Below are 15,196 nucleotides of genomic sequence, written 5' to 3'. Positions count from 1 at the left end.
GATGTGGTCACGATTTAATGGACAATCGTTCATGCAGCAAACGCTGTCTGCAACAGTGCGATCAATTGTGGGTGATGCTGGCTCATCCATGCCTTGCTCACCTGCATTCGGCGAATTGCCTGAACTAAGCTGGTTGGGCTTGGACGCTCGGTTTTGCTCACGGCCCAAATTACCGGAATTGCGGTACGCAGGCCAATCAACTGCGGCATGGCAGCAATTTCCGGCGCGGTCAGTGTGATCCATTCGGCATAGCCGCAGCAAAACTGCGCAGCCACCGCCCACGGGTTTGCCGGATTACTATCGAGTTGCATAATCATGCGCAAGGCCATGGCTACATCGAGCGCTCGTGCCGCTGGGCAGGCAAATTCAAAATCGAGAATCGCTGCCACTCGTCCATCACGCATAAGCAGGTTGGACGGAGCAAAATCGTTATGGCAGAGTTGCTGAGGTAAGCTAGGATACTCATTCGTCACAAATGCCATGAGGCTGGTTGCTTCCATCCGCCACCATGTCCACAGAGCTTCATCATCCGACGAACCGCCAACCTGAGCGACTGAGAGTTGAAGCGGATCATAGCGTGGTTGGGCATAGTTGAGAAATGACTGGAACAGCGCATGGGGATGACGCTCACGCATGGGGCATGCTTGAAGCAGCGTCTGCAATTCGCCAAGTGCTGTGCCCATGGCATAGGCCCAGTGCTGGATGGATGGGTGCTGCTGGCCGTTGTTTAGCAGCCGAAATTCTGGGGTTTCGCCAGCAATAAACGGGGTCAATATGAATAATCCCTGCACTGTCGATCCTAGGTATGAGATACTACGACTCATGATCATTGGTACGGGTACGCCAAAGGAGCTAGGATGGCGGGCAAGCCACATGATCAACTGATGCTCATAGAAAAGCGAATTTTGACGCTCATATGGATAGCATTCCAACACAAAATCGCCATTGGCTGCGCGAAGATGTAGATTAAGGTTATTGGTACTTGCAAGCTGGGCAATCACCTCAACAGGCTCGATTAAATCAAATGCCCGAATTGCCGCAGTAACGAATGGATTAATATCGTGCATGATTGTTTGCGCTCCAAATACAGCATTGCTGCCTGCTTGCTTAGTCCGGCGTGTTCGGCAAATTGCGAAGTTGTAAAAATTCAATGCAGTTTGGCTTAAGTTCCGGCCAGCGACCGACAATCTGCGCAACAGCCGCGTGACATGCTTCATCGGAGTCAATCAGCGCAGCTTGGCAGATTGCAAGTGCTGCTTTGACTTTTTCGATCTCATCGGAGTAGAGCCATTCACGCATAACCCGATAAATATCTGCTCCTCCCTGAGCATCCATTAGCCAGATTAACGCTTCTACTTCTGCGGCAAAATATTCTGGGGAGACTTTTTTCGTCAGCCTAATAAAGAGGTATTCAATGGCCAGATCAATCGTAATATTCATTTTTTGACACTTCCTTATAGTAGTTTTTATGACCCTCCCATATTTGTTGAAATTCATAACACATTGGCTCAAGTTCCGGCCAGCGGCCAACAATCCTCGTGACGGTTGTTTGATAGGCCTCATCAGAGGTAAGTAAAAGCACTTCCTCGATCGAGAGTGCAACTTTGACTTTTTCGATCTCATCGGCGTTAAGCCATTCACGCATAACCCGATAGATATCCGAGCCATCATCATCCATAATCCAACTAAGGCATTGTAATTTTTCTGAAAAAAGGCTTGGCGGCGTATAGGGGGATAGGCGACTTAATAGGTATTCTAAAACCTCATCAAGCGTAGTAGTCATACGTTCTCCTGCTGACTAGATTCAAATTGCTATACTAGCTCCAACAGGAATTGGTTCACTCACTTTTTATGCTTTGGTACGCTTCGACTCTCATTCTCTTGGCTTGTCACTCTTTTGCACCCACTCATAGCCATTTGGATACAAGCGATCATTGCGATCAATTGCTAAAGTGAGGCATATTCATCGCGTGAAGGGAGTTAATCATGCAGCCAACCTATCACATTCCAACCTATCAGACACCGATTTGGAAGTTATTGAAGCGCAATATCTTATTGCTTTTCATCGCTGGTTTACCTACAGGCGCAATTATATATTCTAGTATTCCCATTTATCAGGCATTTGGGTTGGGTTCCCTTATAAATATTTTATCTCATAGCATCTACCCAATAGCAATAATACCCTGTATTGCGCTAGTTCTAATTGTTTCTGTATTGATTGGTATTGATTGCTACTACTTTGTGTTTAGCAGATCTTTACTCAATCGTGGATATCGATGGGGACTTGCTGGCGTAATAATATTATCTGTTTATGTATTAGGTGTTTGGTTTTTTATCATGCCACTTGCTTCATAAATCACAATCTATGCCTATTAATCAGTATTTATATAAAGAACGTGGATTGAATTTTCAGGCACGATTCAAAAATACATGATTTAGTGTAATCACCAATTTTGTGATGATGTGGTGATTACACTGGTACTTAATTCTGAATAAAAGAGCACCTTGTGTTACCAAGTATGGCTTTAGCAATATTATTTTTTATTTTGCTCCCACAATTGCTGGAATTTGATGCACATCGGTTCGAGTTCAGGCCAACGTTCAACAATCCGTGCGACGGTCGTATGATACGCTTCATCCGATTCAAGCAACAAAACATCAGTAATCGCAAGGGCAATTTTCACCTTCTCCTTATCATCGGAGTTGAGCCAACCGTCTATGACCTGATAGATATCCTTTCCATTATCATCCATAAGCCATGCTAATTGCTCCAAGAGTCCAGCAAATAACTCTGGTGGTAGAGAGTTGGGTATTCGAGTAAACAAATATTCCATAACTTTTTCAATGCTCATAATCATCCATACTCCTGCATGTTGATGTGGCCACAATTTAATGGAAAATCGTTCTTGGCTGTTCCAATCAGCTTTAATTATCACTAGCAATTGGGTAACCTGGCCTAAATCGAGACTTGGGGATAATTATCGTTTATTGCGCTCCCACGCTTGTTGAAATTTATAACACATTGGCTCAAGTTCGGGCCAGCGGCCAACAATCTAGGTAACGGTCGCATGATATTCTTCATCTGATCGTAGTAACAAGACTTCCGTAATCGACAGAGCAATTTTCACCTTCTCCTTATCATCGGAGTTGAGCCAATCGTGCATGATGCGATACATACTCACCATATTGTCATCGGTTATCCAAGATAACTGCTCGAGTATTTCGGCAAAAAAGACGGGTGGGGTGTGCGCGGAGAGTCGTCCTAGCAGATAGGCAAGAGCATCATCGACGCTTATAGGCATTGAAATCTTCTTCTGCAGCAGCACGTAGCGAGAACCAGCGCTCCGTTCATGCAGCAAACGCTGTCTGCAACAGTGCGATCAATTGTGGGTGATGCTGGCTCATCCATGCCTTGCTCACCTGCATTCGGCGAATTGCCTGAACTAAGCTGGTTGGGCTTGGACGCTCGGTTTTGCTCACGGCCCAAATTACCGGAATTGCGGTACGCAGGCCAATCAACTGCGGCATGGCAGCAATTTCCGGCGCGGTCAGTGTGATCCATTCGGCATAGCCGCAGCAAAACTGCGCAGCCACCGCCCACGGGTTTGCCGGATTACTATCGAGTTGCATAATCATGCGCAAGGCCATGGCTACATCGAGCGCTCGTGCCGCTGGGCAGGCAAATTCAAAATCGAGAATCGCTGCCACTCGTCCATCACGCATAAGCAGGTTGGACGGAGCAAAATCGTTATGGCAGAGTTGCTGAGGTAAGCTAGGATACTCATTCGTCACAAATGCCATGAGGCTGGTTGCTTCCATCCGCCACCATGTCCACAGAGCTTCATCATCCGACGAACCGCCAACCTGCGCAGCTGAGAGTTGAAGCGGATCATAACGCGGTTGGGCGTAGGTGAGCAACGATTGAAACAGGGCCAAAGGACGACGTTGCTGGGCGGGGCGGGCTTGCAGGATCGTCTGCAATTCACCAAGGGCTGTGCCCATGGAATAAGCCCATTGCTGGATCAATGGATGATACTGGTCATCCGTACCGACCCGAAAGTCGGGTGTTTCGCCCGCGATGTAGGGAGTTATGCTATAAAAACGATCGCTATTATAGTTATAGTGCGAATAGTCGATACTTCTTCCCCTGAGCGGCAAAGGCACTGTAAACGAGGCTGGCCGCCATGAGAGCCACTGCACCAACATGTGTTCATAGCGCCGTGTTGCTTCATCCTGATCGGTGGCGTAGACCTTGATGACAAAATCGCCATTCGCCGCCCGTAGTTGGATGGACTGATGATTGACACTGGGAAATTGGGCAACCACCTGAACTGGAGCGATCAGATCAAACTGTTGAATTGCATTAGCAATGACGGTATCGAGCACGTCCATTAATATATTTCCCTTCACTCATGATGCATGATTCGCGGCGAAAACCAGCGTCGTTATCGATGGTTGGAGAGTGTTGTCGTCCGTAGTTGCGGCGAGCTACGGCACAGCGGCTCAAGTTCGGGCCAACGACGCACAAGCTGTTCAGCGATAGCATGGCGCTCGGCATCCGATTCTAGCAAGGCCATTGATTGCATGGACAAGGCGACCTTGACTTTTTTAAGCTCATCGCCAATCAGCCAGCCCCGCATCGTCCGATGCAGATCCATGGTCGGATCATCAATCAGCCAGCCTACGTCGTCAAGGATTTCAGCAAGAAGTTCAACTGGTGTTTGCGCAGCTAAGTGGTCAAATAGCGCGTCAATCGCGGCATCCATGGTCATACTCATCAGCTCTCCTTTTTGGCTACCTACCCTGGCTCTTGCTCCTAGCCATTATTTTTCTCATAATTCGGAAATTTAGCTAGCTAGGAGTACTGCTAGCGTTTATTGCGCTCCCACTGACGCTATTTACTACACAACGGTGCGAGGTCGGGCCAGCGCTCAATAATTCGAGCGACAACTGCCTGATCGGCGGCATTTGATCCAAGGAAGAACGCCTCGCTCGTGGTGAGGGCAATTTTTACCTTCTCCTTCTCATCGGAATGGAGCCAGTCGCGCATGATCTGATACAGACTTACGCGCTGCCCATCGACGAGCCAACAGAGTTGGTCGATAATTTCGGCAAAAAAGACTGGTGGGGTATGCGGCGATAGTCGGCTCAATAAATATTCTAAGGCCTCATTCAGCGTGTTATTCATGGGTTCTTTGGCTGGCTGATAGCGCTCATACACCCATTTTCGCCAACTTAGGTCTTCATAGCAGGAGGCTAGATAGCTGCAAAAGTTCTGTTCAGTATCATCAATCTGATCGTAAACCGGATCGATAGCGGCCACAATCGCTGGGCGTGATTTCCAATAGCGCGTTTGGATGAGCTTGGTTGCGCCAGCGTTGATGCTCAGCTTGCCCATAAATGTTCCCGATTCGTGGCGAATAGACAAGGTGGGTATGAAGGGCACAACTTTTTTATCAACAATTAAATAGAGCTGGTCAAACGCGATCACGCCGATGATTGCTTGGCTGCCATCAACCTTGCGCAAGACTGTACCCATGCCAACAATCGAGCGCTGATCGTCTGGAGCCGTAAGGAGCGCAAGTGATGGGAGTTCGATGGTGGTTTCTCGGCTGGGGTAATGCTCAAGCTGCATCGTGCTTCTCTCCAGTTATTGTCTATTCAAAAATCACGCCAAGCCTTAATTGTCACTTGAACATAGCTATCTGTCTCGTCTACCATAGAATCGAGATAACAGCCTAAGTTAACAAAATCGACTTTACCTAAATGAAGTCATACTACCTTAGTTTTTTGGTTTGTCGGAATTCGCCAAGCTGCACACTCAATCGTAATCTGTGGTGAGCAATGGTTGCTTGATGAACTTAACATGGGGTTGCATGCTTATCTTAATCATTCTTCGTGCTCTTCGTGCTCTTCGTGGTTGCGATTTATAACTCTTATTTAGCTCAATTCAACCTCAACCACAGAGCAAATACGGGTTTGCTGGCTGCGCAAATCGTAGAGGGTCAGGTTGTCGCTGGTGGTGTCGTAGATGGCGCAGGTGTGGCTATCGCGAATAGTTACGCCATAGACCGAGCCTGGATTGAGCACCGTCAGATGGCCGCAGCGCACATGCATCGGGCGATGGGTATGCCCAAGCACAATAATCTGATCATTGGGATGTTCGCGTACCAGCCGTTGCCATTTGACGTTGCGGCGCTCTGGCAACATATCTACGACATCGCTCCAGGGTGCACCATGAGCTAGCACCAAACTGCGATGCTCCACTTGTAAACGGAGGCTAGTTGGTAGCGCAGCAATATACGCTAAAGTGGCTTGGGTGACGATTCGGCCCCGACTAGCGAGGCGTTCGCGCTGGCTACTTTGGCTCCAACGGCTATGCTCGCGCAGCAAGGTGAATTCGTGGTTGCCTTTGATACAAGGAATTGAGCGAGCAATCAGCACTTGAACAATCGCATCAGCATCCGGCCCGCGATCAACCACATCGCCAGCACACAGGATTTGCTCAATCGCTTGAGACTCAAACCAAGCCAAGGCCTGTTGAAAGCCGACACCATCACCATGAATATCGGCTAACAACCCTAAACGCATTTAGGCAACCCCAATAAAATTAAAAGCCCGTTGTAAATATTCCAAGGTATTGCTGGGGTAGGCATGGCGCAAGCCTGGAATAATTTCCAGCTCGCAGGGAATTCCATTATCATTTAATAGTTTGACCATGCGTTTGATTTGGTCGTGGGGAATCGTGCGATCATGTTCGCCAACCAAAATATAGCCGCGCAAATTGCGGCCTTTGGCTTCGCGAATTTCCGGCAACCATTCCTCAGGGTCGTCGATGGTCGGGCCGCCTGGACCAAGCAATACAAAGCCACGCGCTTCGATTGGCCCAATCAAGGCTAGGCGTAAGGCCGTTTCGCCGCCCATCGAAAAGCCCGCCAAGATAATCCGCTCAGGGTCAACTTGGTATTCGTTGCCAACATCGGTGAATTGCTGCACCAACTGACGCAAGGCCGCCGATTGGTTGTTCCACACATAGCCATCGGATGATTCAGCCTGAGCCGATTGCGGCGCAGCCAAAATCCAATCAATATCGATCAGATTATTCCAGCCATATAAGGTGTGCATGCTGTTATCGCCGTTGCCGTGCAAGGCAAAAAACAGCGGATACGGCCCTAGCTCATCTGGCCCCAAAATATACATCTTGGGATCTTTGACTGCTTCCATTTGGCGCTGAAAACAAACCGCTGCCAAGCGCTCAAACTCAGGGTCGCCTTGCAAACTAATCCACGAAGGCGTTTGACGAATCGTTTCGGCTCCATACCAAAAACCACGGGCCACGGCCTCGCTGAGAATTTGAATTGCATGTTCGGGCAGGCCAATCCGTGCGGCCATACACGAGCGCAGATAGGCAATCATCGATGCGTGTTCGGGAAATTTCGCTCCCTCTACATCAAGTAAATCGAGCGTTTCGCGATATTTTTGAGCCGTATAAAGCTCAGATACCACTTCAAAGAGGTCGTCGTATGTTTCGAAGCTCATCGCCGTGGAACTCCTTTTGCCAAAATCACTACGCGGGGGAGCGATGCTCGTATTGTAGCGTTAATCGCCCTGAACGAAAACATGGATTTTTGTCCTATGATTGGGTTATTACCTGGATGATTATGTTTGGCTAAAAGCGCGGTACAATACTCGTTACGATTGTGCTGGAGGTTGATGATGTTTTCGCAGCGAGTCAATAGCCCTCACCCGGCGCTGATCGGGGTCATTATTGGGCTGGTGTTAATTTTTTTGGTTTCAACTCGTTCTTGTAATCCTGATAGTGAGCAAACGCTTCGCAGTCGTTTTGCCGAAGCCAACGCCACTCAGGTGGCCAGCCAAGATCTTGGTACACCGATTTTGCCTTTGCCTGCTCCCGTGCAGGAGTGGAGTTCAACCGCAATTGCGCGGCTTCAAGGCGGCGAGGCGGTTGTGCCAATTACGCCTGTGGTCACCAACAATAAGCTCAAAGTTGATATTCAATCGCTCCAACAAGTGGGCGATGGCCTACAAATTAAAGGCCTGGTTACCAATATTAGTAGCAAAGAATTGCGCGTGCCCTTGTCGGCCTTTCGTTTTACCGACCAATCGGGCACGGTCTATGCTGCCCAAGGCGATGCAGCGGCCAATTTGCCGCCCAACGCTAACACAACGCTTGATCTCACCTTGCCGATCAAGAATCCAACCGCATTAACCATGGTTGTCGAAATTCCTGCTGAGGAAATTCGGCTGGAAGTTAATTTACTTGCTCAACAACAATAAGTTTAAGGAGTTTTCATGACCCGTCAAAAGGGACGTGGTGCGCGTGAACAGAACCGAGCTGATCGGCGCAACGAATATGCAACATTGGTTGCTCCGCATTTCAAAGGCTTGGTTGTGCCTGAATCACCAGCTGATCGGATTATTTTGTTTGGTGATGAACTGGTCGATTTGGCGGTGCATTTGGCGCGGCAAATTCCCGATGGTCAGTTGGTGCTGATCACCAGCGAGTATGATCGTTGGCAGGCGGCCAGCGAAGCGTTGGCCCAATTTGCCCACGCTACAGTTTTGCAAGAACTTGACGAATTGCGCGACCCCGATGGTTTTCCAACTGAGCCATGGTCATTGGCGGTAATGTTGGTGCCGTTTCAGCTTGGCTCCAAAACTGTGCTCGATTTGATGCGCAATTTGTTTGGCTGGCTCCGCGCTGGCTCACCGATTTACCTTGGTGGCAGCCGTATGCACGAATGGCAAATTACCAGCGAACGATTTAGCGCTATGGCTGGCCCGCTGACCATGCTCTACAACGGCGATCCCGTGCGGATTGCCAAAGGGATGGCGCGTGGCGGCAGTTTGGTTAGCGCCGAATAACCTTCGTTGGTTTCCTACGACCCCTCGTCCACTACAGTGAGCGAGGGGCTTTTTATTGGCGAGTGGTTGAGTCAACCATTAACGTTGCACTACTGGAATAAACATCTGATCAGTCGGCAAAAATGGAATTGGCTCCTCAAAAATTGGCCGTGGTTGTTTACTGGTGATCGTTTCAAGGTTGCGACCTGCTGGCGGGTTGGGTATCGCCGTAAACAGATAGCGACTAGTATCACTGCTACTAACTTGTATGATGTATTCGCCAGCTAATGGCGTTGGGTTATAGCTAATCTGATCCAATCCAAGGCTGGTTGATTGCTGAGTTGGGGCTGTCCAGATATGTGGCTCCCAAGCGTGCAAATTGCTATTACCAAGTTGGCTTTGTAAACGAAAGGCTTGGGCTTGGTCGCGCTTGAGGCTAAATCGATAGATATGTTTTTGGTTTTGGCTGATGATTGCGGGCAATGGCGCATAATTTAGCCGCACGATTGCCGGAATCAAGCTATAGCCATTGCTCGAATAGCCCCAAATATACAAGACCACCGCGCCAGGATCTAAGCCTGCTACGCTTAATTGTACTGTTGGTAAATTTGGTTGATTAATCGTGGTAGTAGCCCGTAGCACTGGTGTTTGCAAGCGTGGGTTGGCAGCATTGCCCTGATATTGATAGGCTTGGATAATCACTCTTGAAACTGGTGTACCACTGCCCGCTTGTTGCTGGACTTTCAGCGTAACGGTTGGGCTATTCGATAATTGCAGATTATTGAGTGTTGTCGCATTTAACATCGGACGGCGCGGCACGGTTGGCGCAATATTTAGCGAGCGGGTAAGCACATTATTATTTTCGTTGCTTTCTTGCACATGCTGACCGCCATCGCCAACGACCCGCAAGCTATAAACACCAGCGTTGGTTGGTTGCCAAATTTTTTGGGCAAAGATTCGTTGGCTCCCTGCCTCAAGTTTGGTCAACATCAAACTATCAGTAAATACAATGGTTCCATTCAAAACAACCTCAAAGCAGAGATCGCTACGTTGCACTGCGCGACTAGCATTCAGCATAACACTCAAACGAATTGATTCGTTGACCGCCAAGTTGCTATCGGTAGGGTTGAATTGACTCACGCTGATATCGGCGCGAGGAGTCGATTGATCGCGGGCAGCAGGTAAACTGGGCGTACACAACGCCGTTTGTACCTCAATATCGCGCCAATATTCCTGAAACACTTCATCCCAGCCGTTGCGATGAGTCACATCGGCTAAAAATGCCAACGGATGCGGATTGTCGAGCTGGGTATCATCATCGTGATACCAATGGGCCTGCCAGCTTAATTCGGTTGCTCCCGCCACCGAAAGACCTTGCAAATCGGCATATAAACTTAAGCCAGCGGCATCATCGTCAATCCCAAGCTGGTTAGGGCCATCAAAAATCCATTGGGTTGGCGTTGGGTCGAACCATGGAAAATCGTTATCCACCAAGCGATAAACCACAACCATTGGATTACCACTGCTATTGCGAATCCGATCGCGGGTTTGCGCAGCAAAACTAGCAACTTGCGGATTGAGATTGGCGAAACTTTGGCTCAAGCCATGGGCAAAACTGCGCAAATCGACCAAGCCATCGGGCGCATTCAGCTCCCAGTCGCTTGGCTCACAATAGGTCAAATCGTATTTTCGGCTCTCAAGGTAGGCGTTAAACAAGGCTGTGCGAGTTACTTCGCGCTGGCTGGGATTGAGCAAGTTGGCATAGATTGCGTTCGAAGCACTATCCCACGTCGTTTTGAGATTGTTTAATTGATCGGCATCGATCACGCTTAAAATGCGTGGATGATCGCTGCTTGGCAGTTGATTATGGTAGCTATTGAGGATGTGCTGGGCCATTTGTAGCGGATTGGGGTTACTATTCAAGCCAAATAGCGCATTACCAGGCATCGTTGGGTCGAAAAAGGCATAATTGGGCGAGGCAGTCAGATATTCAGCATACGGTGCAAGTGGGTATAAGGCCTCAATCGAGCCACCAAAGCACATCAACACATCGAGCACGGCCAAGCGTGGGCCAACCGGAGCCGCAATTGCCAAGGCCAAAGCCAAATCATTGGGCGAAAGCGCATTATAGCCGCTGATACTCGTGGTCAGCGTGTGATCGGTCACATCGGCATTGGCCCCAATGCGGGTGGGCAATGGTGGCAGATTGACACTGCTGGCTGGGCGTTCGGGCTGGCTGAGGGTTGAAATCTCGATATCGGGCATAATTGGCACACCATGGCCAATGTAGCTCAAGGTGTAGTTTTGGCCAACGTAACTGCTTTTGGCCCACAATAAAAAACCGCCCAAGGTTTTGCCATCGGTCACATCATATTCTTTAAGGTTGCTATCAATAATTCCATCAAAGTCGGGCAAGCCAATCAAGGTATTGACATTGCCATTCTGCACAACCCGCACATGGGTATCATTCATTCCTGCCAAATCAGCCAACACAATCGCCGTGAGATCGGGCTGGCCAACAGTGGCATTGGTGATGCTAGTGAGAGTTGCATCATAATAGGGCGTTAAATTCATCGTGCTATCAAGCCGATTATCGTAGGCCAAAATATAAATGGCCACCAATGGCGCTGCTTTCGGTGTTGCCTCCACGATTGGCGGAAGCATGGCACTTAACAATAGACCGATCAGCAAGCAGCACCGCAGCAGACGTGTTCCCATGGGATAATCCTCCGCAAACGCCAACGCCTGCCCAAGCCAAAACTGGCTGAGCAAGCGTCGGTAACCTCATTGTTTGAATTGGCTAGCAGTGCCGTTTATTTTTCGTAGGTTGGCGCTGGTTCGCCGTTTGGCACAAGCGTAACATCGATTCGATTGACCCCAGGCTCATCGACTGAGATCGGTTGAGCTTGGTCGGCGGTGGCGGCATCTTTGTACCAAATTGATTGGTAGCCCGCTTGCTCGACGAAGATCAAGTATTCACCATTGGCTTCGCCGCTCACTTCGTAGAACCCTTGTTCATCGGTTTGGGCACTGGCAACCAACTCGGGAGCTGGATTGCCAGCAGTACCACGGCGATACAAGTAGACATTGGCATCAACAAGTGGCAAGCCAGCAGTATCAAAGACATGGCCGCTAACCACGTGGGTCAACAAGACCTTCAATTGATAATCTTCGGTTTCGCCGTATTCCCAACCAGTGTTTGGGCCACGACCATCGGCGGCGGTTGCCGGGGTGTTGCTGATGGTGATCCGCAGCCAAACTGGCTTGAATGGCAAGGTTGGTTGATATGAATAGAACACTGGCGTTACTAAGTTGTAGACATTTGGGCCGCTAAGATTGACGACCTGATTTTGGACAGCCCACTCGCGAGCTACCCGCGTAATCCCAAGTGAATCGACACAGCCATAGTTTGTACCCCATTGCCCATTCGCGCCCCAATCGATCCAGACATTGACATAGGCGACCATCGAGCCAGTTGGGGCTGGATTATTGGGCAAACGCACGGTATAAGGCAAAGTATTGGCGCGGCAGTGGCCGAAACTATTGGCAGTCGGTGGACCACCGGCAAAGGTATCGTCGGCGCGATCAAAATTGCCCCGGTTCAGCGCTGTTTGAATATTAGTTGTGGCATCGTCATCAAGCCCAATATCGGCATCAGTTTCAGCGGTCAACGATTTGCCTAGCATATACGGCATGCCCAAGTTTTGGTGTAATGGGCCTTTGGGCAAAGCGGCTGGCACACGGTTGAAAATCGTTGGGAAGAAACCTTGAGTTGCTGGCGAATAGGCGAGGATGCTGGCTCCTGCGCTATTATTGCTATCCGGCGCATCGCCCAAATCGGGCATGAAGATATAATCCTCGGTTTCGCCAAACTCCCAACCAGCATTTGGCCCACGACCATCAGCGGCGCTGGCAGGTGTTGGGCTAACCGTCATGCGGAACCAAATCCCAGCCCGTTGTGGTGGATGGTAGGGGAAGAACGTAGGCGTAGTAAAGGTATTGACCCCAGGAGCCAGTACAATCACTTGATTTTGCACCGCCCATTCATTGGAAAGCCCATTGGGACATTGGAAGGTTCCGCCCCAATTGCCGCTGCGGTTCCAATCCCACCATGAGTTGAAATAGACCGTCAAAGGTGATGCAGTATTATTGGTGACGGTGTATGTAAACCGCGTAGCACTACAGTTTTGATACGCCTGCAAGGTGCGTGGGCTAACCAAACCATCATCAGCCCGATCTTGGTCGTTCATGTTGAGGGTTGGTGAGATGTTATGGGTATAATCCATGTCGAACGAAATGTCAGCTTCTTTTTCGAAGGTTACACCTCGGCCAAGGTGGTAGCGTCGGGCATCGCGGTGGAAGGGGCCAATTGGCGCGGGGCCACCAAAGACGGTTGGGAAACGGGCAATCACGCCAGTAACATAGGTGGTCATATTGACCGCGAAATTGTTGCTTGAATCAGGAGCATCGCCCAAATCGCTGATTGCTGGCAGCGGGGTTGGGGTATGGCTTGGAGTCGGGGTATTGGTTGGCGTATTGGTTGGGGTATGAGTTGGCGTGTGGGTTGGCGTTGGGTTGGTGATATAGCGCAGCAGATAATCTTCGGTTTCGCCATATTTCCAGCCACTGCTTGGGCCACGGCCATCATCGTTGGTTGCTGGGCTATCGCTGATCGTGATCCGAATCCAGATATCGCCTAAATTGCTGGTTTGAATCCCACTCAAGAAATTGGGCGTGACATAGTTGCCGCTTACCACAGGGATCATTTGGTTTTGCACGGCCCATTCATTGGCCAAGCCACCATTACATTGGGTTGAACCACCCCAGAAACCACTGCGGTTCCAGTCAATCCAGACGTTGACATACAGGCGTGTGACACCTGATGGAACACTGTTGACCGTTACTTGATAGTCAAGAGCCTCGGTTTGGCAGGCGGGAATAAAGCTGTTGACCGTGGGCACGCCCAAATAGAAGGCATCATCAGCTTTATCAAGGTTGGGTAAATTGGTGCTTGGCTGAATATTGTTCACGCCATCGGCATCGGGGCCAATATCCGCCTCGCGTTCAAAGGTTGAGAGGTTGCCAAGCACAACTTGTTTGGCATCATAGTGCAATGGGCCTTCAGGCAAGCCTGTACTGGGGTCGAACACGGTCGGGTAGCGAGCACCCGTCGCTGGAGCATAGGCCAACATACCAGTTGAGAAGTGGTTGGTCGAATCCGGCGCATCGCCAAGATCGGAGATAATATCATTGCCACTTGGGGTTGGCGTTGGAGTAAATGTCCGCGTTGGTGGCGGGGTATTAGTTGAGGTAGCCGTCGCCGTATTGGTTGGCGTTGGGGTAAAGGTGCGGGTTGGTGGTGGGGTTGGGGTAAACGTCCGCGTTGGGACTGGAGTTGGGGTAAAGGTTTTGGTTGGTTCTGGGGTTGGCTCATCGCTACCGGTTAATAGGTAGTCCTCGGTTTCGCCATATTTCCAGCGATTGGCTGGGCCGCGACCATCGTCATTGGTTGCAGGTGTTTCGCTCAACGAAATCCGCATCCACAAGGGTTTGTTGCTATTGGTATTGACTGGCAAGAAAGCCGAGGTGCTGAAAATATAGGTGCCAGGGCCAGTGATCACATTCACATCATTTTGGACTGACCATTCAGTGGTGGTCGCATTGGCACAATTGAAGGTTGCTCCACCCCAATAGCCGCTGCGATCCCAGTCGAACCACAAGTTGGTATACAGCTTGATTGTGCCACCAGTCCAGCTTGGGTCAACTGTCACTTGGTAGCGCAGTTGGGTTGGTTGGCAGTTGGGCAAGCTATTGATATCCAATGGGCTGAGGAAGGCATTATCATAGCGATCTTGGTCGGGGGTGTTGGCGCTGGGGTCGATGTTATTTGGGCCATCAGCATCAAAACCACTATCAGCCTCATCCTCTTGGCTTACGCCGGGGCCAAGGTGAATCAACTTAGCCAAGATGTGTGAAGGGCCATTCGGCACAGTCGAGAAGACGGTTGGATACTTAGCAGGCACGCCGCTATAGGCATCCATCATTAAACCAAAATTGTTGTTTGATGAGGGTGCATCGCCAAGATCGATGCTCACATCATCGGCCAACGGAGCGGCCTTGGCAGAACTGCCAATCGCTAATGCTAAAATAAACATGACCATAAATGCGATCATGCCAAACCGACGTAGAACCAACGACATACAATCCTCCTTACACGGGGTGGAACGTGACAATGGCGGGGACGTAGTGGAAGCTGGTTTTAGTATCGCAGTCAGCCATTCCTAACTCAATCAAAAAAGCTCTAGCGTTTTTAGCTATTTTTAAGCGATTC

15 protein-coding genes are annotated in these 15,196 nt (G+C 49.7%); 3 read left to right on the top strand and 12 right to left on the bottom strand.

Annotation, left to right across the window (positions count from 1 at the left end):
* Window positions 1-29 precede the first annotated feature (29 nt).
* Genes LCH85_20175 through LCH85_20165 form a run of 3 tightly spaced genes read right to left on the bottom strand, consistent with a single transcriptional unit; the run spans window position 30 to window position 1,783 of the window.
* Window positions 30-1,067 carry a phosphotransferase gene (locus LCH85_20175; protein MCA0354316.1) on the bottom strand — a complete coding sequence of 346 codons (1,038 nt, stop codon included), beginning with the start codon at window positions 1,065-1,067 and terminating at the stop codon, window positions 30-32.
* A 40-nt stretch (window positions 1,068-1,107) separates the two neighbouring features.
* On the bottom strand, window positions 1,108-1,440 hold the full coding sequence (locus LCH85_20170; GenBank protein MCA0354315.1) for a hypothetical protein: 333 nt from the start codon (window positions 1,438-1,440) through the stop codon (window positions 1,108-1,110).
* Complete coding sequence (locus tag LCH85_20165) at window positions 1,424-1,783, bottom strand: hypothetical protein (protein MCA0354314.1); 360 nt, start codon at window positions 1,781-1,783, stop codon at window positions 1,424-1,426. Before LCH85_20165 ends, LCH85_20170 begins: the two co-directional genes overlap by 17 nt.
* Before the next feature lie 203 nt (window positions 1,784-1,986).
* On the opposite strand from LCH85_20165, the gene LCH85_20160 reads away from it, so the two are divergent.
* Window positions 1,987-2,355 (top strand): hypothetical protein, encoded by a 369-nt coding sequence (locus LCH85_20160; GenBank protein ID MCA0354313.1) that lies wholly within the window; start codon window positions 1,987-1,989, stop codon window positions 2,353-2,355.
* A 179-nt stretch (window positions 2,356-2,534) separates the two neighbouring features.
* On the opposite strand, the gene LCH85_20155 is transcribed toward LCH85_20160, so the two are convergent.
* From LCH85_20155 to LCH85_20125, 7 genes are all read right to left on the bottom strand, one after another.
* Window positions 2,535-2,852, bottom strand: coding sequence for a hypothetical protein (locus LCH85_20155; GenBank protein ID MCA0354312.1), 318 nt, complete (start codon window positions 2,850-2,852; stop codon window positions 2,535-2,537).
* Window positions 2,853-3,053: 201 nt separating this feature from the next.
* Window positions 3,054-3,359 (bottom strand): hypothetical protein, encoded by a 306-nt coding sequence (locus LCH85_20150; GenBank protein MCA0354311.1) that lies wholly within the window; start codon window positions 3,357-3,359, stop codon window positions 3,054-3,056.
* A complete protein-coding gene (locus LCH85_20145; protein ID MCA0354310.1) occupies window positions 3,349-4,392 on the bottom strand; it encodes a phosphotransferase in 1,044 nt (347 codons plus the stop codon). The genes LCH85_20150 and LCH85_20145 overlap by 11 nt, the downstream gene beginning before the upstream one ends.
* A gap of 53 nt (window positions 4,393-4,445) precedes the next feature.
* On the bottom strand, window positions 4,446-4,778 hold the full coding sequence (locus LCH85_20140; GenBank protein ID MCA0354309.1) for a hypothetical protein: 333 nt from the start codon (window positions 4,776-4,778) through the stop codon (window positions 4,446-4,448).
* 116 nt (window positions 4,779-4,894) lie between these two features.
* Window positions 4,895-5,635, bottom strand: coding sequence for a hypothetical protein (locus LCH85_20135; protein ID MCA0354308.1), 741 nt, complete (start codon window positions 5,633-5,635; stop codon window positions 4,895-4,897).
* Window positions 5,636-5,940: 305 nt separating this feature from the next.
* The gene (locus LCH85_20130; GenBank protein MCA0354307.1) at window positions 5,941-6,591 is read right to left on the bottom strand and encodes a metallophosphoesterase family protein; all 651 of its coding nucleotides are present in this window, start codon (window positions 6,589-6,591) and stop codon (window positions 5,941-5,943) included.
* Entirely contained in the window at window positions 6,592-7,539 is a 948-nt protein-coding gene (locus tag LCH85_20125) for a dienelactone hydrolase family protein (GenBank protein MCA0354306.1), read from the bottom strand.
* 174 nt (window positions 7,540-7,713) lie between these two features.
* On the opposite strand from LCH85_20125, the gene LCH85_20120 reads away from it, so the two are divergent.
* Both LCH85_20120 and LCH85_20115 read left to right on the top strand, forming a co-directional pair.
* Window positions 7,714-8,298, top strand: a complete 585-nt coding sequence (locus LCH85_20120; GenBank protein MCA0354305.1) for a hypothetical protein — start codon at window positions 7,714-7,716, stop codon at window positions 8,296-8,298.
* A 15-nt stretch (window positions 8,299-8,313) separates the two neighbouring features.
* On the top strand, window positions 8,314-8,886 hold the full coding sequence (locus tag LCH85_20115) for a hypothetical protein (GenBank protein MCA0354304.1): 573 nt from the start codon (window positions 8,314-8,316) through the stop codon (window positions 8,884-8,886).
* 78 nt (window positions 8,887-8,964) lie between these two features.
* On the opposite strand, the gene LCH85_20110 is transcribed toward LCH85_20115, so the two are convergent.
* Both LCH85_20110 and LCH85_20105 read right to left on the bottom strand, forming a co-directional pair.
* Window positions 8,965-11,583 carry a clostripain-related cysteine peptidase gene (locus LCH85_20110; GenBank protein MCA0354303.1) on the bottom strand — a complete coding sequence of 873 codons (2,619 nt, stop codon included), beginning with the start codon at window positions 11,581-11,583 and terminating at the stop codon, window positions 8,965-8,967.
* 95 nt (window positions 11,584-11,678) lie between these two features.
* On the bottom strand, window positions 11,679-15,065 hold the full coding sequence (locus LCH85_20105; GenBank protein ID MCA0354302.1) for a carboxypeptidase-like regulatory domain-containing protein: 3,387 nt from the start codon (window positions 15,063-15,065) through the stop codon (window positions 11,679-11,681).
* Between the last annotated feature and the right edge of the window lie 131 nt (window positions 15,066-15,196).

Source organism: Chloroflexota bacterium, assembly GCA_020161265.1.
GTDB lineage: Bacteria > Chloroflexota > Chloroflexia > Chloroflexales > Herpetosiphonaceae > Herpetosiphon.
The sequence above is the reverse complement of the archived record's forward strand: the minus strand, read 5'-3'. Positions and strand labels throughout refer to the sequence as shown.

What these genes read in the sequence shown, in the direction of transcription:
- LCH85_20140 (MCA0354309.1), bottom strand. Translation starts at nt 4,778, where the DNA reads ATGAGTATGACCATGGATGCCGCGATTGACGCGCTATTTGACCACTTA.
- LCH85_20155 (MCA0354312.1), bottom strand. Translation starts at nt 2,852, where the DNA reads ATGAGCATTGAAAAAGTTATGGAATATTTGTTTACTCGAATACCCAAC.
- LCH85_20145 (MCA0354310.1), bottom strand. Translation starts at nt 4,392, where the DNA reads ATGGACGTGCTCGATACCGTCATTGCTAATGCAATTCAACAGTTTGAT.
- LCH85_20135 (MCA0354308.1), bottom strand. Translation starts at nt 5,635, where the DNA reads ATGCAGCTTGAGCATTACCCCAGCCGAGAAACCACCATCGAACTCCCA.
- LCH85_20170 (MCA0354315.1), bottom strand. Translation starts at nt 1,440, where the DNA reads ATGAATATTACGATTGATCTGGCCATTGAATACCTCTTTATTAGGCTG.
- LCH85_20105 (MCA0354302.1), bottom strand. Translation starts at nt 15,065, where the DNA reads ATGTCGTTGGTTCTACGTCGGTTTGGCATGATCGCATTTATGGTCATG.
- LCH85_20175 (MCA0354316.1), bottom strand. Translation starts at nt 1,067, where the DNA reads ATGCACGATATTAATCCATTCGTTACTGCGGCAATTCGGGCATTTGAT.
- LCH85_20120 (MCA0354305.1), top strand. Translation starts at nt 7,714, where the DNA reads ATGATGTTTTCGCAGCGAGTCAATAGCCCTCACCCGGCGCTGATCGGG.
- LCH85_20115 (MCA0354304.1), top strand. Translation starts at nt 8,314, where the DNA reads ATGACCCGTCAAAAGGGACGTGGTGCGCGTGAACAGAACCGAGCTGAT.
- LCH85_20110 (MCA0354303.1), bottom strand. Translation starts at nt 11,583, where the DNA reads ATGGGAACACGTCTGCTGCGGTGCTGCTTGCTGATCGGTCTATTGTTA.
- LCH85_20165 (MCA0354314.1), bottom strand. Translation starts at nt 1,783, where the DNA reads ATGACTACTACGCTTGATGAGGTTTTAGAATACCTATTAAGTCGCCTA.
- LCH85_20160 (MCA0354313.1), top strand. Translation starts at nt 1,987, where the DNA reads ATGCAGCCAACCTATCACATTCCAACCTATCAGACACCGATTTGGAAG.
- LCH85_20130 (MCA0354307.1), bottom strand. Translation starts at nt 6,591, where the DNA reads ATGCGTTTAGGGTTGTTAGCCGATATTCATGGTGATGGTGTCGGCTTT.
- LCH85_20125 (MCA0354306.1), bottom strand. Translation starts at nt 7,539, where the DNA reads ATGAGCTTCGAAACATACGACGACCTCTTTGAAGTGGTATCTGAGCTT.